This window comes from Streptomyces sp. B21-083 (genome assembly GCF_036898825.1).
Taxonomy (GTDB): Bacteria; Actinomycetota; Actinomycetes; order Streptomycetales; family Streptomycetaceae; genus Streptomyces.
In genome coordinates, this window is record NZ_JARUND010000001.1 from 2,467,185 (window position 1) to 2,486,668 (window position 19,484).

The 19,484-nt window shown below is 70.1% G+C and carries 15 protein-coding genes; 2 read left to right on the forward strand and 13 right to left on the reverse strand.

Annotation, left to right across the window (positions count from 1 at the left end; genetic code table 11):
* Positions 1-20: 20 nt before the first annotated feature.
* The 6 genes from QA861_RS11140 to QA861_RS11165 form a co-directional block, all read right to left on the reverse strand.
* Positions 21-1,613 (reverse strand): monocarboxylic acid transporter, encoded by a 1,593-nt coding sequence (locus tag QA861_RS11140; RefSeq protein WP_334588189.1) that lies wholly within the window; start codon positions 1,611-1,613, stop codon positions 21-23.
* Complete coding sequence (locus tag QA861_RS11145) at positions 1,610-2,077, reverse strand: DUF485 domain-containing protein (protein WP_334588190.1); 468 nt, start codon at positions 2,075-2,077, stop codon at positions 1,610-1,612. Before QA861_RS11145 ends, QA861_RS11140 begins: the two co-directional genes overlap by 4 nt.
* Positions 2,078-2,242: 165 nt before the next feature.
* A complete protein-coding gene (locus tag QA861_RS11150) occupies positions 2,243-2,926 on the reverse strand; it encodes a response regulator transcription factor (RefSeq protein ID WP_334588191.1) in 684 nt (227 codons plus the stop codon).
* Positions 2,923-4,074, reverse strand: coding sequence for a sensor histidine kinase (locus QA861_RS11155; protein ID WP_334588192.1), 1,152 nt, complete (start codon positions 4,072-4,074; stop codon positions 2,923-2,925). The genes QA861_RS11150 and QA861_RS11155 overlap by 4 nt, the downstream gene beginning before the upstream one ends.
* Positions 4,071-4,634, reverse strand: coding sequence for a DUF1453 domain-containing protein (locus QA861_RS11160; protein WP_334588193.1), 564 nt, complete (start codon positions 4,632-4,634; stop codon positions 4,071-4,073). Before QA861_RS11160 ends, QA861_RS11155 begins: the two co-directional genes overlap by 4 nt.
* Before the next feature lie 200 nt (positions 4,635-4,834).
* On the reverse strand, positions 4,835-6,955 hold the full coding sequence (locus QA861_RS11165; RefSeq protein ID WP_334588194.1) for a DNA gyrase/topoisomerase IV subunit B: 2,121 nt from the start codon (positions 6,953-6,955) through the stop codon (positions 4,835-4,837).
* A 449-nt stretch (positions 6,956-7,404) separates the two neighbouring features.
* On the opposite strand from QA861_RS11165, the gene QA861_RS11170 reads away from it, so the two are divergent.
* Complete coding sequence (locus QA861_RS11170) at positions 7,405-7,635, forward strand: DUF7455 domain-containing protein (protein WP_044471628.1); 231 nt, start codon at positions 7,405-7,407, stop codon at positions 7,633-7,635.
* Between the two features lie 167 nt (positions 7,636-7,802).
* On the opposite strand, the gene QA861_RS11175 is transcribed toward QA861_RS11170, so the two are convergent.
* From QA861_RS11175 to QA861_RS11200, 6 genes are all read right to left on the reverse strand, one after another.
* The gene (locus QA861_RS11175) at positions 7,803-8,669 is read right to left on the reverse strand and encodes a S1 family serine peptidase (protein WP_334588195.1); all 867 of its coding nucleotides are present in this window, start codon (positions 8,667-8,669) and stop codon (positions 7,803-7,805) included.
* Between the two features lie 225 nt (positions 8,670-8,894).
* A complete protein-coding gene (locus tag QA861_RS11180) occupies positions 8,895-10,430 on the reverse strand; it encodes an RNA polymerase sigma factor (protein WP_006375893.1) in 1,536 nt (511 codons plus the stop codon).
* A gap of 515 nt (positions 10,431-10,945) precedes the next feature.
* Positions 10,946-11,845: a FadR/GntR family transcriptional regulator gene (locus QA861_RS11185; protein WP_334588196.1), complete on the reverse strand. Its 900-nt coding sequence runs from the start codon at positions 11,843-11,845 to the stop codon at positions 10,946-10,948.
* A 162-nt stretch (positions 11,846-12,007) separates the two neighbouring features.
* Positions 12,008-14,128, reverse strand: a complete 2,121-nt coding sequence (locus QA861_RS11190; RefSeq protein ID WP_334588197.1) for an ABC transporter ATP-binding protein — start codon at positions 14,126-14,128, stop codon at positions 12,008-12,010.
* A gap of 111 nt (positions 14,129-14,239) precedes the next feature.
* A complete protein-coding gene (locus QA861_RS11195; protein ID WP_334588198.1) occupies positions 14,240-14,998 on the reverse strand; it encodes an NUDIX hydrolase in 759 nt (252 codons plus the stop codon).
* 129 nt (positions 14,999-15,127) lie between these two features.
* On the reverse strand, positions 15,128-17,038 hold the full coding sequence (locus QA861_RS11200; RefSeq protein ID WP_443041471.1) for a glycogen debranching N-terminal domain-containing protein: 1,911 nt from the start codon (positions 17,036-17,038) through the stop codon (positions 15,128-15,130).
* Positions 17,039-17,177: 139 nt separating this feature from the next.
* Between QA861_RS11200 and QA861_RS11205 the strand changes: the two genes are divergently transcribed.
* Positions 17,178-17,372 carry a hypothetical protein gene (locus QA861_RS11205; RefSeq protein ID WP_334588199.1) on the forward strand — a complete coding sequence of 65 codons (195 nt, stop codon included), beginning with the start codon at positions 17,178-17,180 and terminating at the stop codon, positions 17,370-17,372.
* 441 nt (positions 17,373-17,813) lie between these two features.
* Here QA861_RS11205 and QA861_RS11210 read toward each other — a convergent pair whose 3' ends face one another.
* A complete protein-coding gene (locus QA861_RS11210; RefSeq protein WP_334588200.1) occupies positions 17,814-19,403 on the reverse strand; it encodes a DUF4192 domain-containing protein in 1,590 nt (529 codons plus the stop codon).
* Positions 19,404-19,484: the final 81 nt, after the last annotated feature.

Here is a 19,484-nt window from a genome sequence, read left to right on the forward strand (position 1 = left end):
GACGGTGAAAGCGTCGCCCGCTAAACGGCCCCCGCCCCCGTGAGCGACCGCACCTCGGTCTCCGCGTGCTTGGCCTTGTCCGGGTCCTCCGCGGAGGTGACCGTGCCGAGCCAGCCGGCGAGGAATCCCAGCGGGATCGAGACGAGCCCCGGGTTCTGCAGCGGGAAGTACTGGAAGTCCACTCCCGGAAACAGCGATTCGGGGCTGCCCGACACCACGGGCGACAGCAGCACGAGGACCAGCGACGGAATCAGCCCCCCATACACCGACCACACCGCACCCCGGGTCGTGAAGCCGCCCCAGAACAGCGAATAGAGCAGCACCGGCAGATTCGCGGACGCAGCGACAGCGAAGGCGAGGCCCACCAGGAACGCGACATTCAGGTCGCGGGCCAGCAGGCCGAGGGCGATCGCGACCACGCCGATACCGACCGCGGCGGTCCGTGCCACAGCCACCTCGCTGCGCGGCTTGGCACGCGGGCGACGCAGTGACGCGTAGAGGTCGTGGGCCACGGCCGCCGAGGACGCGAGCGTGATGCCTGCGACCACCGCGAGAATGGTTGCGAAGGCGATGGCGGCGACGATCGCGAACAGAACCGTTCCGCCTGTGGAGTCCGCGCCGCCGCCCAGATCGAGGGCCAGGAGCGGGACCGCCGTGTTCCCGGCCGCGTTCGAGCCGCGGACCGCCTGCGGACCGACGATCGCTGCCGCGCCGAAGCCGAGGACGATCGTCATCAGATAGAAGCCGCCGATGAGCCCGATCGACCAGACGACCGACCGGCGCGCGGCCCGAGCGGTCGGCACGGTGTAGAAGCGGGAGAGGATGTGGGGCAGCCCGGCCGTGCCCAGTACGAGGGCCAGCCCCAGGCTGATGAAGTCGAGACGCGAGGTCCAGTCACCGCCGTACCTCAGCCCGGGAGCGAGAAACGCGTCGCCATGACCGCTGCGCTCGGCCGCGGTGCGCAGCAACTGGTCGAAGTCGCCGTGGAAGCGCACCAGCACCAGCACGGTCAGCGCGATCGTCCCGCCCATCAGCAGGACCGCTTTGACGATCTGGATCCAGGTAGTGGCTCGCATCCCTCCCAATGACACATAGATCACCATGAGCGCGCCGACGGCGATCACCGTCCAGGACTGCGCCGCCTCGCTCGAACCACCCAGCAGCAGCGCGACCAGGCTGCCCGCCCCGACCATTTGCGCCACCAAATACAGAACGGACACGGTGACCGACGAAGTTCCCGCAGCGATCCGCACCGGCCGCTCGCGCATCCGGGCCGCGACGACATCCGCCAGCGTGAACCGCCCGCAGTTGCGCACCAGTTCGGCCACCAGGAAAAGCACGACGAGCCAGGCCACCAGAAAGCCCACCGAGTACAGCAGCCCGTCGTAGCCGAAGAGCGCGATGAGGCCGGAGATCCCGAGGAAGGACGCGGCCGACATGTAGTCGCCCGCGATGGCAAAACCATTCTCCATCGGTGAGAAGAGCCGGCCGCCCGCGTAGAACTCCTCCGCCGAGCCCTGCCGGTGCCGGCTCACCCATGTGGTGATGGCCAGCGTGACGGCCACGAACGCGCTGAACAGCACCAGCGCCAGCATCTGATGGTTGCCGGTCACGATCCACCACCTCGAAGGCCACGCGTCAGTTCCTGGGTGTCCCAGCGCAGGTCGAGCGCGGCCCGGTCCCTGCGCAGCCGCGCGTGCCTCGCATAGGCCCAGGTGAAGAGGAACGTCGTGAGGAACTGTCCGAGTCCCGCCAGCATCGCCACGTTCACCGCGCCCACCACTGGCCGGGCCATGAACCCGGGCGCCGTGGTCGCGGTCACCACATACCCCACGTACCAGGCGAGGAAGACAACGACGCCGGGGATCACAAACCTCCGGTACCGCCTGCGTACCTCCTGGAAGGCCGCACTGCGCTGCACCTCCAGATAGACGTCGGCCGCGCCACCGCCCGGGCTCTCCTGCTCCCGGCGCGTGGGCGGAACGACGGGGGCGGGCGCACCCGTGCCGTCCAACTCGCCCCAGCCGGAGGCCAGCGCGTCGTACCAGGGGTCGTCGAACCGTGTGTCCCCGCCCATCCCCGCGTGGGCCGGGGCGGCCTCACGACCTTCTTGGGTCTCGGCCGAAATCTCAGGGCCGCTCCCGCGTCCAGGGCGACCGGTGCTTGACTGCATGCCCAAGGATGGACAGAACGGGAAGTTCCCCGACTCTTGTTCGCCACGCAGTTCACCCCATCAGGTGACTCACCGCGTGGGAGGCCGCACCAATCCCTTGCCGTAGGCGTAACGCACCGCCTGCGCACGATCCTTGATTCCCGTCTTGGCGAAGAGGTTGTTGATGTGGGTCTTCACAGTCGCCGTGGAGACGTGCAACTGGTGCGCGATCTCCTGGTTGCTGAGTCCCTCCGCGATCAGCACCAGCACCTCGGCCTCCCTCGTGGTGAGCCCGTCGGGCGGCTCGGCGGGCGCGGCCGGCTCCTTCTCCGGTTCCGTCAGCCGCTCCAGAAGCCGCCGCTGGATGCTCGGTGCCAGCCCCGCCTCCCCGGACAGCACACTGTGCACCGCTCTGACGATCTCGTCGCCGTCCGCGTCCTTGGTGAGATAGCCGCGCGCCCCTGCCCGTAACGCGCGGAACAGCGACTCGTCGTCCGCGAAGGTCGTGAGTACGACGACCTGCGTCCCGGGGTACTCCGTCCTGATCCGCCGGGTCGCCTCGACACCGTCACAACGCGGCATGCGCAGGTCCATCAGCACCACGTCCGGCGCGAGTTCACCGACCAGCTGCACGGCCTCGTCCCCGTCCCCGGCCGCTCCGACGACCTCGATCCCGGGCAGCAGGCCGAGCAGCATCACGATGCCTTCCCGTACGACCGTCTGGTCGTCCGCGACCACGACCCGCGCGATTCTCCGGCCGGCCACGTCCGTCACGTCGGCACCCTCAGTGTCACCGCGAACCCCTTCTCGTCCGGTCCGGCCTCCAGCGAACCCCCCAGCAACTCGGCTCGCTCCCGCATACCCAGCAGACCGTACCCGCCACCCACGCCGGTGAGTTCGCCCGGCGAACCACCCGTGTCCCTCACGTCCAGCGTCACTTGGTGCTCGCTGTACTCCAACCGCACCTGGACCGTGGCGCCCGGAGCGTGCTTGCGGACATTCGTCAGCGCCTCCTGGGCCACCCGGCGCACGGCCTGCGACGCCTCTGCCTGCAGCGGTCTGCGCTCACCCGTAATGGTGATGTCCACATCGTCTGTCGCCCGGATGAGCTCACTCAGGTAGTCCTCCAGCGGGGACATCTCGCCCCGCAGCGCGGACAGTGCCTGTCTCGTCTCGGCCAGACCGTCGCGAGCCATCCCCCGTGCCGCCACCACCCGTTCGAGGATCCGGTCGCGGTCGGCGCCCCGCTCGATCAGCAGGCGGGCCGCTTCCAGGTGCACCAGTTGCGCCGAGAGGCTGTGCGCCAGTACGTCGTGGATCTCCCGCGCTATCCGGGCGCGCTCGGCGAGCGCCGCCGACTCCGCTTCCGCCGCGCGGGCGGCCCGCTCCTGGGTGAGGAGCAACTGGGTGTTTCCGCGTGCTTCGGCGTCGAGTCGCAGGACGTATCCCAGAAGTGCGAGACCGATGCTGGTGACGGCCGTGGTGAGCAAGGGGTCGTCATTGACCACCGCGTACGAACCGAGGGCCACCACGCTCGTGGGCAGGGCGGCTGACAGAGGCATTCTTTCCAGGGCCGTGATCGCGCATCCGCACCACAGGACGAGCGCCGGCACCCGGAAGCCCGCGGCCTGCCCCGCGACCGCGAGGCCTTGAAGCAGCAGCAGAAGCGCCAGAGAGGGCCACAGCCGGTGCTCGAACGTGGTCCGGTAGAGCGCCCGGGCGAGCAGCGCGGCGACGCCGACTCCCACGACGGCCAGCGCCGCGCCCCAGCCCCGGAGCGGATTGCTGCTCACGGCTCCCCACAGCAGCATGCCGAGGACCAGCATCCGCGTGGCCCAGGCGAGCCGACGGCGGTTGTGTGAGATTCCCTCGCGGCCGAGCGCTTCCCGGGAGGGCCAGCGCAACCAGTCGTTCTTCGTCACACGCGCTCCTTCCGCGACCGCACGCCGTCACCGTAAGCCGTGGTCCGCCCGTGCGCCGAGGGTGTGGACGCCGGATGCGGTGGCTCCGCGTGCGGAGAGGTCAGGTGCAGGGACCGGACTCGCCGGTGCAGGATTCCGGCGCGGAGCAGGAGGGTCGCCGCGAGCGCGAGGAGCAGGGCCGAGGTGTCCTGGTGGACGCCGAGTGCCGCGCCCAGGGCGAAGAGGCCTGCGCGAAGGCCGATCCCGATCACCCACACGGCGACGCTCGCCCTGGTGCTCCGGCTCCACACCTCACCGTCCGGCTCCGCCCAGACGCGGGTGGTCCAGGCCCAGCCGGCTCCGGTCACGAGGCCGATGAGCAGTTCCACCGCGAGCAGGGTGATCGACTCCGTGCGGTGGTGGATGTCGACAAGACCGGGCTCGCGCAGCGCGACGACGGCCAGGATCACGGGCACGACCCACCAGCGCGGGTCAGTGTCTATCCGGCGGGTGCGGAACTGTCGTACGACCACCAGGGCGACGACGGCGACGATCAGCAAGGCGTCAACGAGCCCGGACATCAGGCCTCCGTGGGGCGAAGAAGGAGCGGCTGCCGGCAGCGGGTGCTGTCGACGCCTTCGACGCTACGGAAAACGGCAGGTCAGAGAATCGGAGCAGGGGTGGATCGCGGGTGGATTCGCAACGAGCCGGGGGTCCACCCGAGGGTGGAGAACGGGTGCCGGCGCAGCACTGGGGAGTGCTGCGCCGGGACCCGGACGGGTCAGGCGTCGATTCGAGACCTGTCCAGCGTCGCCGCCGAGCTGGAGATGAATTCCTTGCGAGGAGCTACGTCGTTGCCCATCAGAAGGTCGAAAACCTGTTCGGCGGAGTCCAGGTCGGACAGATTGATCCGGCGCAGTGTGCGATGGCGCGGATCCATCGTGGTCTCGGCCAGCTGATCGGCATCCATTTCCCCGAGGCCCTTGTAGCGCTGGATCGAGTCCTTGTAGCGGACACCCTTGCTCTGGAACTCCAGCAGCTTCTCGCGCAGCTCACGGTCGGAGTACGTGTAGACGTACTTGTCCTGGCCCTTCTTCGGCTGGACGAGCTCGATACGGTGCAGCGGCGGCACCGCGGCGAACACCCGGCCCGCTTCGACCATGGGCCGCATGTAGCGGTGGAACAGCGTCAGCAGCAGGGTACGGATGTGGGAGCCGTCGACGTCGGCGTCGGTCATCATGATGATCTTGCCGTAGCGAGCCGCGTCGATATCGAACGTACGACCTGACCCGGCCCCTATGACCTGGATGATCGCGCCGCACTCGGTGTTCTTGAGCATGTCGGTCACTGACGACTTCTGGACGTTGAGGATCTTCCCCCGGATCGGGAGCAGGGCCTGGAACTCCGAGTTCCGGGCGAGCTTGGCCGTACCGAGTGCGGAGTCGCCCTCCACGATGAAGAGTTCGCTGCGCTCGACATCATCACTGCGGCAGTCGGCGAGCTTGGCGGGCAGCGAGGACGACTCCAGGGCCGTCTTACGGCGCTGCGCGTCCTTGTGCTGACGGGCCGCGATGCGCGTACGCGCAGCCGCCACGGCCTTCTCCATGACGACGCGGGCCTGCGCCGCGGCGTCCCGTTTGGTGGAGGTCAGGAAGTCCTTGAGCTCCTTGGACACCACACTCGTCACGATGCGGCGAGCCGCTGAAGTGCCGAGCACCTCCTTGGTCTGGCCCTCGAACTGCGGTTCGGCGAGACGCACGGTGACGACCGCGGTGAGGCCCTCCAAGGCGTCGTCCTTGACGATGTCGTCCTCGGCCACGCGCAGCAGCTTCTTGGCGCGCAGCACCTCGTTCATCGTCTTCGAGATCGCCTGTTCGAACCCCGCCATATGGGTGCCGCCCTTGGGCGTGGCGATGATGTTCACGAACGACTTGAGGGTCGCGTCGTAGCCCGTTCCCCAGCGAAGCGCCACGTCGACACCCAGCTCGCGGGTGACCTCGGTGGGTGTCATCTGGCCGTGGTCGTCGAGGACCGGGACCGTCTCCTTGAAGGTGCCCTGTCCGGAAAAGCGGAGGACGTCGCAGACCGGCTTGTCAGTGGCCAGGTACTCGCAGAACTCGCTGATGCCACCGTCGAAGCGGAAGGACTCCTCACCCTTGCTGCCACCCTCACCGAGCCCGACCTCGTCACGGACGACGATGGTGAGGCCCGGGACCAGGAAGGCGGTCTGCCGAGCGCGCTGGTGGAGGTTCTCCAGGGAGAGCTTGGCGTCCTTGAGGAAGATCTGGCGGTCCGCCCAGTACCGCACACGCGTGCCGGTGCGGGTCTTGGGGACCCGCTTGGTCTTGCGCAGGCCACCCGTCTCGAACGTGGCGTCAGGGCCGATGGCGGCGAAGGATCCGGGCACCCCGCGCCGGAAGCTGATCGCGTGGGTGTTCCCCCCGCGGTCGACCTCGACGTCCAGGCGCGCCGAGAGCGCGTTCACCACGGACGCGCCCACACCGTGCAGCCCGCCGGAAGCGGCATAGGAACCGCCGCCGAACTTGCCGCCGGCGTGCAGCTTCGTCATGACGACCTCGACCCCGGAGAGGCCGGTTTTGGGCTCGACATCCACGGGGATGCCGCGGCCGTTGTCCCGCACCTCGACGGAGCCGTCGTCGTGCAGGACGACGTCGATGTGGTCGCAGTAGCCCCCGAGGGCCTCGTCCACGGAGTTGTCGATGATCTCCCAGAGGCAGTGCATCAGGCCACGACTGTCGGTCGACCCGATGTACATACCTGGGCGCTTGCGTACGGCCTCGAGCCCCTCGAGGACGAGCAGGTGCCGCGCGGTGTAGTTGGAACCGTCCCGGTCTGCTCCTGCCAGCAGCGCTGTGGACGGCACGGACGTATCGGCGGTCACGCGGTTCGCTCCTCGCTGAATTTCAGTTGGAGCCCTGTGGGTAAGGGCCCGGCTTCGGTCGCCGCTCAGAGGGTACCGAGGCCTGGTAGAGCCGATGTAACGCCACCCTCGTCTGATGTCACACTAATCCAGAGTCGCATACCTGTTCGATCCCTCGATGGAGTGAAGTACATATCACGTTCCCTTCCAGGCATGAACCATTTAGGCTCCGGGCACGTCCTCATCAACAACCGGCAACCCAGCCGGGCGGACCTACACCCCTACAGACGACCGACAGCGCGAACCCGTACAGACACAAAGACACGCAATACGGCACATTCGCCGCCAACCGGCATCAGACAGCCGCCTCGAAAAGATTTTTTCGAGGAAGAGCCACAAGCGGGAACGTTTTCGGCCTGGTTGGATGTTGACCCTGGTACGACAGCTCGTCGAGCTAGAGAAGAGGCGACGTGACTACTGTTCTGACCCCCGCGAGCCCGCTGACGGCCGCTGATCGCTGCGACCGCTGCGGCGCCCAGGCATACCTTCGCGTTGTCTTGGCGAGCGGCGGAGAACTGCTCTTCTGCGCCCACCACGGTCGCAAGTTCGAGCCGGAACTCAAGAAGATCGCCGCTGAGATACAGGACGAGACGGAGCGACTGACGACCGTTCCGGCCAGCTCCACCGAAGAAGACCGCTGATACCTGCGCTTCGACGACGAGCCAGCCCCGGCACAGCCGGTTGATTCGGGCGGCCACTCCTGCACCCAGGAGTGGCCGCCCGCTTCACACACGCCGCCCATGGTCCATCAGGCGCCACCACTACGGGGCGGGACCGAAAAACCTCTCAGACGGCCACACACGGCTCCTCAGCCGCCGTTCCCGGGGACAGGGGCAGCGCCCCACCCCATCGTCCGCACGACGTCCGAGATCCGCGTGTAGACGCCCGGACTGCCGGGCCGTCCACAGCCGCTCCCCCAGGACACGAGCCCGACCAGTCTGCCCTGAGCGACCAGCGGTCCTCCACTGTCTCCCTGACAGGCGTCCGGTCCCCCTGCGGCCTCACCCGCACACAGCATGCTGTCGGCTCGGTACGTCCCGTCGGCGCTGCCCGGGTAGGCCCGCTCACAGAGCGAGTCGGACAGCACGTGCACCCGGGCGGCTCGCAGACTTCGCGCATAGTCGCCGCCTCCCGTGATGTCGCCCCAGCCGTAGACCGTGGCACCCGTATCGGGTCGGTAAGCAGGGTTACCCGCTCCCGCCATCCCGATGACCGAGTTCTCCGGGAGGGCCTCGGCGAGGGTGAGCACGGCGAAGTCCCCGGCGTTGCTGAGCCTGTCGTAGCCAGGATTGACCCAGGTGTCGCTTACGGCGATCTCCTTGCCCTGGGCCGACGTCAGGTCCGTACGCCCGGTGATGACCTTCAGGTCCTTCGCGCGGTGGGGCGGCGTCCCCAGGACGTCCTCGCCCATGCAGTGGGCCGCGGTCAGTACGGTGGTCCGGCCGACAGCCACTCCGCCGCAGAACTGACCGGCCCGCGTACCCCCGAACCGGTCACGACTGGACAGCGCCACCGTCCACGGCCCCTCGGACACGTCGACCGGGAATCCACCGACGACGACGCCGTCGACAGCACCAGGGGCGGCGGACGCCGCCGGTATGACGGCTGCCGCAGCCGCCAGAACCAGCGACCCGGTCAGCGCCCGGGACAGGGCCCGGACAAACGGATGACGCATGCGCGCTCCTCACTCAGGGATGATCACGAGAAACCCAGAGTGATCCAAGGGGCCCCGCCCCGCACGCCCGCGCCACGAAAGAGGGACACCTCGGACAGAAGCCCCCCGCTCCGCACGCGCCGGGCCGCACTCCCGCACGCCGGTGCGACGACCCGCACCGGCTCAGCACGAAGGCCCGGCTTCCCATCGCGGGAAGCCGGGCCTTGCGTGTCGTACGACCGCGACTCAGTCGAGGTAGTCGCGCAGCACCTGAGAACGCGACGGGTGGCGCAGTTTCGACATGGTCTTGGACTCGATCTGGCGGATGCGCTCGCGGGTGACGCCGTACACCTTGCCGATCTCGTCGAGGGTCTTCGGCTGACCGTCGGTGAGACCGAAGCGCATCGAGACGACGCCCGCCTCGCGCTCGGAGAGGGTGTCGAGGACGGAGTGCAACTGCTCCTGAAGGAGCGTGAAGCTGACCGCGTCGGCAGGGACGACCGCCTCGGAGTCCTCGATCAGGTCACCGAACTCGCTGTCGCCGTCCTCACCCAGGGGGGTGTGGAGAGAGATCGGCTCACGGCCGTACTTCTGGACCTCGATGACCTTCTCCGGGGTCATGTCGAGTTCCTTGGCCAGCTCCTCCGGGGTGGGCTCGCGGCCCAGGTCCTGGAGCATCTGGCGCTGCACGCGCGCGAGCTTGTTGATGACCTCGACCATGTGCACCGGGATACGGATGGTGCGGGCCTGGTCGGCCATGGCCCGGGTGATCGCCTGACGGATCCACCAGGTGGCGTAGGTCGAGAACTTGTAGCCCTTGGTGTAGTCGAACTTCTCCACCGCGCGGATCAGACCGAGGTTGCCCTCCTGGATCAGGTCCAGGAAGAGCATGCCACGGCCGGTGTAACGCTTGGCCAGGGAGACCACCAGACGGAGGTTGGCCTCCAGGAGGTGGTTCTTGGCGCGGCGGCCGTCCTCGGCGATGATCTCCAGCTCGCGCTTGAGCTTCGGGGCCAGCTTGTCGGCGTTGGCCAGCTTGTCCTCGGCGAAGAGGCCCGCCTCGATGCGCTTGGCGAGCTCGACCTCCTGCTCGGCGTTGAGCAGCGGGACCTTGCCGATCTGCTTGAGGTAGTCCTTGACCGGGTCGGCGGTGGCGCCGGCCACGGCGACCTGCTGGGCCGGCGCGTCGTCCTCGTCGTCGTCGGAGAGGACGAAGCCCTTGTTCTCGGCTCCCTCCTCTTCCTCTTCGCCGGGCTTGACGTCTTCGAGTGCTTCGTCCTCGACGGCCTCGGCGTCGTCCTTGCCGGCGGTCGTCTTCTTGGCCGCCGTCTTCTTGGCGACGGTCTTCTTGGCGACCGCCTTCTTGGCGGTCGTCGTCTTCTTGGCGGCGGCCTTCTTCGCGGGCGCCTCGTCCTCGACGGAGGACTCGGCGGAGGGGGCCGCAGGGGTGGCGGTGGCGGTGGCCTTCTTCGTGGTCACCGTCTTCGCCGCGACCGTCTTGGTGGCGGTGCGCTTGACCGGACTCTTCGCTGCGACGCTCTTTCGGGTGCGCTTTGGCTCCGCGGCACTGACCATCAGCGTCACACCCTCTTCCTCGAGGATCTGGTTGAGGCTGCGCAGTACGTTCTTCCACTGAGTGGCCGGAATCTGGTCAGCTTCGAAGGCCCGACGCACGTCGTCGCCGGCGATCTGCCCCTCGGCCTTTCCCCGCTCGATGAGCGCCATGACAGAGACGGACTCGGCGATCTCGGGCGGGAGCGTACGGGATGTGCTGGCCGACACGAACAACCTCTCGGAACGTTGGAAAACGGCTTCCGGCCCCGTCCACTACGGACAGGAACCGACGACCGCCGACTGGGGATGGGCCGACGGCGCGGGCGGGGGCCGGGAAGATGCACAGCGCCTGGAACGGCGTCTGTATTCCCTCCGCGGCTGCCACCTCTTAGGTCATCGCGCTGCTTCCGCAAGCGTTACGCCCAATCTGCGTGGCCCGAGTCACACCCCGTAAGCACTCAAAAGCTGTCAAATACGGTTAGAGGTGGTCAGGCATGGCGACGGCCAGGCCGAGCCGACCGATCCGCGCCCGCATCTGCAGCCCTGTTCAGAGCTGTGACGGGCGCTTCAGGACGGTCCGCCGCCGCTTCGTCCCACCGCTCACCGCGCGGTCGCCCTGTCTCGCCGCCGGACCCCGCGGAACCCTCTCGGGGTCCGGCGGGGCCCGGCAGCGACGGTTCGCGAGCCGAGCGATGTTCCCGGTGGGCGACACTGCCCCCGGTCCCGCCGCTCTCGACGCACGGTCAGTGCTCGCGCGGGGCCGGGACCACGCGCTCCACCTCGGAGTGCACCTCGGGGTGCACCATCAGAAGCTGCCGCATGGCCGTCTCCGCACCAGCGCCATCGCCCGCCGCGAGAGCCTCGACGATCCGGGCATGGTGCGCCAAGGACGCCTCTGTGGGGCGGTCACAACCGGTGATCGGACCGCCGGACACGTGAAGGGCGGCGGACACGATCCCGGAGAGGTGCTCCAGCATGCGGTTGCCGGCGAGCTGGATGAGCAGCGAGTGGTACTCCGCGTCGGCGCGCGAGAACGTCAGCGCGTCACCCTGGTTCATGGCGTGGCCCATGATCTCGACCATGTCGACGAGCCGCTGCTGGACCTCCTCGCGGCCATGCCCGGCGGCGAGGCGAGCGGCGAGCGGCTCGATCGTCCAGCGCAGCTCGCCGAGCTCGCGGCGCTGGTTGTCGCGCTGCGGCCCGAAGGCCCGCCACTCGATGATGTCGGGGTCGAGGAGGTTCCAGTCGCTGACGGGCCGCACGCGCGTGCCCACGTTCGGCCGGGCGCTCACCAGGCCCTTGGCCTCCAGCACCCGGAGCGACTCCCGGACCACGGTGCGGGAGACCTCGAAACGCTGACCGATCTCCTCGGGTACGAGGGGACGGTCCGCGCCCAGGTCGCCGGAGACGATCATCTGGCCCAGCTGCTGGACGAGTTGACCGTGGAGCCCGCGACCGCGGCTGCTCGCGGTGCGGCGGCCGACGCGGCCCAGCTCCGGGTCCCCGGCGTCCCAGGAGGGGACTCCCGCGCGGTCGGCACCGGGGGCCTCGGCGAAGGGGTAGCGGTCGAGCCCGCCCGGGCCGACGAGACCGGAGTCTGCGGAGCGGGCGGCGGTCATCATGGTGTGCGCAAGGGTACTCACGGATCCTTTGTCGGCGCCGTCTCCAACTCCCTTGAGGTCTTTGGTGAAAAGCACACGAAAGGGTGATCGCTCACCCCGTCGCAATTGACGCCTTATCGGAAAGAAACGGGCGTTCCTCGGGGAGTTGTGCGCAGGGCAGGACCGGAAGGTCGCGGACGGTCTTCATCGGACCCTGCTTCGCAGGGTCGTGAGCAGATACGCACAGAGCAGGGCAGTCAGCGACAACGTCAGCGCGCCACCGACGGGTTGGGCGATCATCCGCGCCCCGGCGACCAGATACCGCTCGCCCCCGAACGGCCACTCGGCCAGGAACAGTTCCCGCGACCGCATGGCGAATCCGGCCGCGCTCCGCACGGAGGAGCCGTCCAGGAACTTCTGTACGAGGGGCACCACGAGGACCGGTACGGCGACCACCGCGGCGAGTCCGGCGGTGGTGGACCGGAAGATACCCGCGGCCAGTACTCCGGCCCACGAGCAGCCGATCACGAGGCCGATCCAACTCGCGGTCAGCGCGAGCCAGTCCGCGGGAACCCTCGCCAGCTCCCGTCCGTAGACGAGGTAGAGCACTTCGGCGTCGCAGCCCACGGTGAGGAAGGCCAGCAGCAGCCCGGTGACCGCGGCGACGAGGAGCTTGGCGACGAGCAGTCCCAGTCGGCGGGGCACCGTACCGCGGTCGACCGCCAGGGCGGGGTGGCGGAACTCGTCACCGAAGGCGACGGCGCCGAGCAGCCCGGCGCCGAGTGCCGCGGGCGGCAGCGGCAGCTCCTGGGGCCAGGCGGCCAGCAGACGGTGCTGTGGAGTGTGGCCGACGCGGGCCAGGAGTACGGCGACGAGCGCGGACGAGACGAGCACGGCGGCCCCGGTCAGGAACCCGGTGCCGACACCGCAGGCCCGGCGCAGCTCGTAACGGAGGGGACGCAGCGGACTCGGAGCGGGGCGGACGGAGATGGGAGGTGGGAGCGGGGGCAGGGTGTCGGAGGCGAGCACGCCGGAGGGGCGCGGGCGGGCTCCCTGGGGGCGGGCGGGCCCGGACTCCCCAGTGGTGCGGCCGGCTGTCGGCCCCGAGACACGGGCAGCTGTCAGCACGCGACTGGGGGACACGTTCGGCTCCGGGAGGCGGGCCGCCGGAGTGACCCCGGTCGACGTGGTCGTCGACACGCACAGGCTTTGTGCGGCGGAACCGTGCGACGCGGAAATGTCCGAAGGGGTGGCAGGACCGGGCCGAACGGCGGCGACCTCAGGCGTGACCGCGGCAGGATCCTGGCCTGCGCCGCCCACGATCTCGCCGGTTTCGACGGTCGCCCTGTCCTCGCCGGCAGCCGTCGCCCGATCAGTCGTACGGGCCTCACCGAGAGGCTGCGTCCCGCCGCACACCGACGTCCCACTGCGGCGGGTCGAACCTGCTCCGGGGCCCATGTCACCGACCTCGTCGGCAAGTTGGTGTACGAGGATGCCGTGCCTGAACGCGGTCTCCCCGATGTCCGCGCAGGTGCTGCCGTACACGGAGAGCCGGTTGCCGGTTTCCCGTACGACCTCCACGGAGCGGTGTGCTGCCCTGGCCTCTTTGGTCAGCAGGGCTTCGAGACGGGTGGCGTGCGGGCTGCGGACGGCGACGCGTGGGCGCAGTCGGGTGCGGGAGAAGTCCGCGGCCTCCTGGTCGGCGACGAGTCGACCCTGTTCCAGGGTGATGATCCGGTCGGAGGTGCGGGCCGCCTCCTTCGGGTCGGTGGCGGTGCACAGGACGGTACCGCCCTGGGTGGCATGGGCGCGCAGCATGCCGTGCAACCACTGGCGTTCGCGCGCGGACAGAGCGTCGGCGGGCGCGTCGAGCACGAGGGTGTGGGGGTCGGCCAGCAGGGCGCAGGCCAGGCCGAGCCGACGGTCCATGCCGCGTGACAGTGTGCCCAGACGTTCGTCACGCAGGCTGACGAGGCCGACGACCTCCAGGACTTCATCGGCACGGCGGACAGGGACGCCCGCCGCCGCGCACAGCATGCGCAGTTGGCCTCGGACGGTGCGCGCGGGGTGCCCCGGCACATCACCCAAGAGAACGCCCACCTCACGGGAGGGATGGGCGACGCGATGCAGTGGGCGGCCTCTGAAGTAGGTGACTCCACGACCCTGTTGGAGTTCGAGCATGAGCCTGAGCACTGTTGTCTTGCCTGCGCCCGGGATGCCGAGGAGCGTCGTGACGCAGCCCGCGCGCGCCTCGAAGGAGACGTCGTCGACGGCGGGCGGAAGATCCTTGCGAGAGTTGCTGGTCAGTCCGAAGGCCTGGATCACCCGTAGCAAGATAGCGCGTTATGTCCGTTTTCCCTGGTGTGGCGGGGCCCACTTGGAAACGGGCTCTGCCCGAGTCGGCATTCAGGTGTGCGCAGTCGCGCGGATTCGGGGTCAGACCTCGGGACGCAGCATCGGAGGGTTGAGCAGGGTGGCTCCCCCGGCTCGGAAGAGCTGGGCCGGACGACCGCCCTGCCGGGTGGTCGTACCTCCGGTGGGGACGAGGAAGCCCGGGGTGCCCGTGACCTTGCGGTGGAAGTTGCGGGGGTCGAGGGCGACGCCCCACACCGCCTCGTACACGCGGCGCAGCTCTCCGACGGTGAACTCGGTCGGGCAGAACGCTGTGGCCAGCGACGAGTACTCGATCTTGGAGCGGGCGCGTTCCACCCCGTCCGACAGGATCCGGGCGTGGTCGAAGGCGAGTGGTGCCGCCTGTTCGCCGTCGCGGCCGTAGCCGCCCTGCCGCAGCAGTTCCTCGACGGGTGCCCAGCGGGCGCTGTTGGCGTCACCGCCCGCCCGGGGAGCGGGCAGGTCGGGGGCGAGCGCGAGATGAGCGACGCTGACCACCCGCATCCGGGGATCCCGCTCGGGGTCGCCATAGGTCGCGAGCTGTTCCAGATGAGCGCCGTTGTCCTGGGCCGGGGCATCAGGGTCGTGGGCCCGCAGGCCGGTCTCCTCGGCCAGTTCGCGCGCTGCGGCCTGGGAAAGATCCTCGTCGGCCCGTACGAATCCGCCTGGGAGCGCCCAGCGTCCCTGAAAGGGCGACTCACCCCTGCGTACCGCCAGCGCGCACAGGGCATGACGACGCACGGTCAGCACGACCAGGTCCACGGTGACGGCGAAGGGCGGGAAGGCTGACGGGTCGTAGGGCATGCCGTGATCATAGTCGTCTGCCTGACGATAAACACTCCCTTCTCCGGCCGCACACCTGGCTGGTCCACCGTGGTCAGGCAGCGGTGTCACGGCCGCTTCCGGTCGTCCTCCGAGACACCTCGTCCGAGGTCACGCTCGCAATTGCAGTCCCGCGGCAGCCTCCTCGACCATGGCGAGGCCGAGCCGACTGACCCGCACCGAGAAGGGGGCACCCGCGATCCGCAGCCCCGTCAGACCGATCTCGCCCAACGGCACGCTGCGTACCGGGCGGAGCATGACCGTGCTCGCCGGGGCATCCGGACGGATACCGGTCAGGGTCGCGAGCAGCAGCACCCCGGAGGCGGCAGCGGTGGCCGACGGCCGGCAGGCCGCCGGGTGGGGCAACGGCGCGCCCCCTTCCACGCGCTGCTCCCCCGCGTACATCTCCGGCAGCCGGTACTCGAAGGCCTCGGCCGCCGCCAGGAGGCCGCGCAGCAGCGAACTCGCCTCCTTCTCGTACCCGGCGGTGGCCAGGCCCGCGACGGCCACCGCGGTCTCCTGGACCCGTACGGCACCGCTCCGGTGGCCGAACGGGTTGTAGCCCCCCTCTTTGACGCCCAGGCCGCGCAACCCCCAGCCGGAGTCCATGGCCGGGCTGCCGAACAGACGGGCGAGCTGTCCGGTCTGCACCTTGTCGAGCAGCCCGGGGGCGGGCTCGCCCTCGCCCAGCAGACCGGTGTCGAGGAGATGGGCGGCGATCGCACCGAAGTGCGGCACGACGCGCCCGTCCGGCGTACGGGCGGCTGCGGGTCGGCCGCCGCCCCGGTCCTCGACCCAGAACTCGTCCCTGAACGCGTTGCGCAACTTCTGCGCCCACTGCCGTAGCCCGGCACCGCCTGGCCGGCCGTACGCGTCGAGGAGATCGGCGCCGAGGAGGGCGGCGCGGTGCGCATGGGCCTGCGTCTCGCAGCGCAGAGGGCCGCCCGGTTGCGGATCGGGCAGATAGGTTCCGTCACCCACGGTCGTGCGCAGCCAGGTCAGACAGCGCTCGGCGGTCGGTAGCAGTTCCTCGGTCGCCTGTTCCGAGAGCCCCCAGCGACGGGCCTCGGCGAGGAGCACGGGGAAGAGCAGGGTGGCCTCCGTGCCTGTGCATCCGGGTGGCAGGTGTGGGCCCGCGTCCCGGCGCGGGCCAGGGAGCATGCCGGACCTCGGGCCCGGCCCCGCCAGCTGGGTGCGGGCGAGGGCTCGCAGCGTGCCCACCGCGAGCCCGGTACCGAGGGGAAGCGTCATCCGGGCGGCGGCGAGAGCCTCGGCCGGGGCCATCCCGCAGCGCCACGGTGCCCCTGCCGCGAGATGGATGTCGCCGGGATGCGCGGAATCCCGCAGGAGCAGCGCCTGGAGGTCTTCGATGCTGGTCCGCAGGAGCGCCTCGACGCGTGGGTCGTCGCCGGTGGCCCCTGCCGCGGCGAGGGGGCTCGTCGCCGCGCGGCCCACGGCCCGGACGGGTCCCGCGCCGTCCTGCCGTACGCGCAGTTCCAGTGTCGTGGAACCGCCGGGGGAAAGGTCCAGCTCCCAGCGCAGCAGGCCCGCGGAGGCCAGCGCGTCGGCGGGGGGCGGTTCGGCCGTGACGGCTGCGCCGCCGGTGGCGCAGGACCAGCGCAGGCCGGAGGCGTGGACGCTGGCGGGCAGTTCCGGGCCGGCGGTGCCGGACGCGATCATGCCCAGGTCCGCCAGGTCGGTGCCGAGTGATACCTCGACCGGCAGGCGCAGCGGGCGCGGCGCCGAGCTGTGCAGGGTGATCCGCTCGGTGCCGTCCGCGTGGCGGATTCGCTCGACGACGATGTCGGGGTCCGGGCCGCCGTCCGGGGAGACACGTAACGTCCCGACGAAGCGGGCGCTGTCGGCTGCGGTCATCCGGGCTTGTACCGCCAGGGGTTCGCGGCCGGCCACGCGCACCTGGCACCGGGCGAGCACGCGCCTGCCCCCGCGATAGAAGCCTTCCAGCCCTCGGCCGGTGAGCTGCCCCTGATCCGTGGAGATCGCGAGCCCGGGGAGGGCCACACAGATCAGGGCGGTATGGGTCGGAGGCAACTGGGCGGGACGGCGGGGGGCAGGGGGCGGGGCGGGCGATGGCCGGGAAGGGGAAGGGGTTGCGAACGACGGCGGTGCGCCCCGTGCCGGGGGCGCAGAAGGGCGCCCGGTGCCCGGGAAGCGTGGCTCCGAGCGGCGCGGGTCCCCCGCGTTCCCGGGCGCTCCGCCGCCACCTCCCCGCAAGGGCGACGTGGGTGTGCCTGCGGCCCGGCGGTCGTCGTCGGCGGCCGGGGGCGGGGTCGGCGGATACATGGGCGGCTTCTTCTGCGCTCTGGGCGCCGAGGGCGCGCTCGGCGCCCGGTAGGGAGCTTCGGCAGGACAGGGGTGATGCGGCGGCTCGGCCCGTCCAAGGGTTCCGCCACTCAGGTGAACGGAGCGGGGCTTGCCCGAGTCACGCCTCCGGCAGGACAAGCCGACCGAATGGCGGTGAGGCGTGGCATGCGTCCGGCCGGTGCCGGGACGACCGCAACGGTTGTCCGCTGTGGCGCTGTCCGCCGTGGTCGGGATGGTGAGGTGGTTCTGGGACGTCCTGGCGTCGGTCAGTACGTGGGACGCACTGCCGTTGCTCAATCGCCGGTGGCGGGTTCCTCCGTTGCCGAACCGTCCGCCGACCGGCACAGGGTTGCCTGGTCGCCGGACGAATGTCCCGTCGTCCTTCGGGCTCCCGTGCTGATTCGCCTGCGTCGAATCCATCGGCCTGGCACGAGGTTGCCGTCAGAAGGCCTGTGCACTGCTCCACCCCTGTTCACCCGTCGTCCCCCGTCGTCCGGTGGCCGCGAGGGGCGGCTTCCCCCGTGCCCGGACCGCGCCGACGTACGACGGGCTTGCCCAGAGGCTGGGGCCGGGTTCCGTCCGCCCTCCTGGCACGGGGGCGCGTCTCGGCGCCCTCGGCGGGGCTCACCCGACGTCGTCGCCTCGTGGCCGACTCCAGCGCACGGGTGGCGCCGCTGACCGACGTCGAGCAGGACGGGCGCCCCGGGGCGGCGTCGCGGGGCGGCGTGGGTTCCGTATCGGCGATGGGCCAGCCGTCACTGCCGGTCTTCTCCGCGCACTCGGCACCGCTCGTTCCCTCGAACCTGTCGGCGGCCTCGAACTCGTCGACGGCAGCGAATTCCCCCGGGTACTCATCCCATCCGCTGCCCGTGTCGTCGTACGCCTCGCCGACGCCGATGCGCTCGGTGTCCGGCATCGTTTTGGACGGCCCGGCGGCCGGGTGAGCTCGGCCGCCGCGCTCCGCGCGCAGACAACGGCGGATCGACTCCGGATCCAAGCCCTCGTTGCAGGCCTGGTGCAGCAGACGGGCGAACAGGTATCCGGGGTCCGCGCCGAGTGCCATGGCCAGCGCTTCCCTGGCTTCCAGTTCATCGCCGGTCGACCAGGCGACCCAGCCGGCCAGCGTCAGAGGGGCCGCCGCGTGCTCGCGGTAGGGCCCGACACAGCGGCGGGCGAGAGCCCGCCAGAGGCGCAGGGCCGGTGCCGCCTCGTCGCCCTCCATCCACTCCGCCGCGCGATCGCGGGTCGTACGGTCCTGGAGGCCCAGAATCAGCGTGGCGGCCTCGTCGTGTGCGAGCAGTTCGTCGTCGCGAAGGTCTGCCGAGAGCGTGCCGGAGGCGGCGGGTGCGTCGGCGAATCGGCTCATGACCCGCCGCGCCTGTCGCAGGGTTTCGTCAGCCACGTCCGCACGGCTCCCGTCGTCGAGGATCCGCGGGACCAGGCGGGCGTTCGCGGTGTCGAGCACCCGTTCCTGTTCTAGCGCCGCAGCGGTCTCCCAGGGGTGGAACCTGGCCCGCAGCTCACCCAGCGTGCCTCGCACCTGCAGACCGGCATAGGTCGCGGCGGCGGCCAGCACCGACGTGCCGGGCAGGCCCATGGGCACACCGTCGTCCGGACAGCACTCGGGCGTCACACAGCAGTAGGACCAGAAGCGGTTGTCCGCGATGCACAGCGCCTCGACCACCGGTACGTCGAGTCGGCCGCATGCGGTCCGCAGCAACTGGGCGAGCGGGCGCAGACGTTCCCTCACCTGAAGCCGTGCTTCGCCCGCCGCCGGTTCCTGGCAGAGGTACACGACCATGCTCTCGGGGCGTGCGCCTCTGCGCTCGCTTCCGGTCACCAGACCGTGCGTCAACTGCTGTGCCACGGCGGGCCAGTCTTCAGGGTTCGCCGGAATTCCGAGCCGCGCACGGCCGCCGAACCGGCCGCGCCCGTCCCTGTCGTGCAGCGCGACCAGGACGATGCTGTCCTCGGGGTGATAGCCCAGCAGATACGGCAGAGCATCGGCCAGTTCGGCCGGAGTGCGCAGGGTGACCTGATGCGTTTCGCTGTGATTCGTCATGCGGTGACGATCTCGCGGATCTGCGAGTTCCGCTTGGGCCTGTGGATAACGCCAACCAGGGACACGTCAAGGGGCGTTACC